We start from the raw sequence: 266 nt of genomic DNA on the forward strand, positions 1-266 counted from the left end.
GTACAGGGTGATGTCGTAAGCGGCAGCGCGTTCAACGCCGATGCTCAACTGATACTCACGCAGGTAGTTCACCAACACCGGACCGAGCACCCCGGCCGCAGCCCAGACAGTCAGCAGGCGACCGTGGATCGCGCCAACCATCTGCGTACCGAACAGGTCGGCCAGATACGCCGGAACGGTCGCAAAACCACCGCCGTACATCGACAGGATGATGCAGAACGCCGCCACGAACAGCGCAACGTTGCCCAGATGGCCCACTGTCTCTT

Annotated in this window: 1 pseudogene; it reads right to left on the reverse strand. The window is 61.7% G+C overall.

The features are described from left to right. Positions 1 to 266, reverse strand: a pseudogene (locus ACR9ZK_RS22170) (MFS transporter); the annotation flags it as partial.

This window comes from Monashia sp. HAY1-5C (assembly GCF_056755255.1).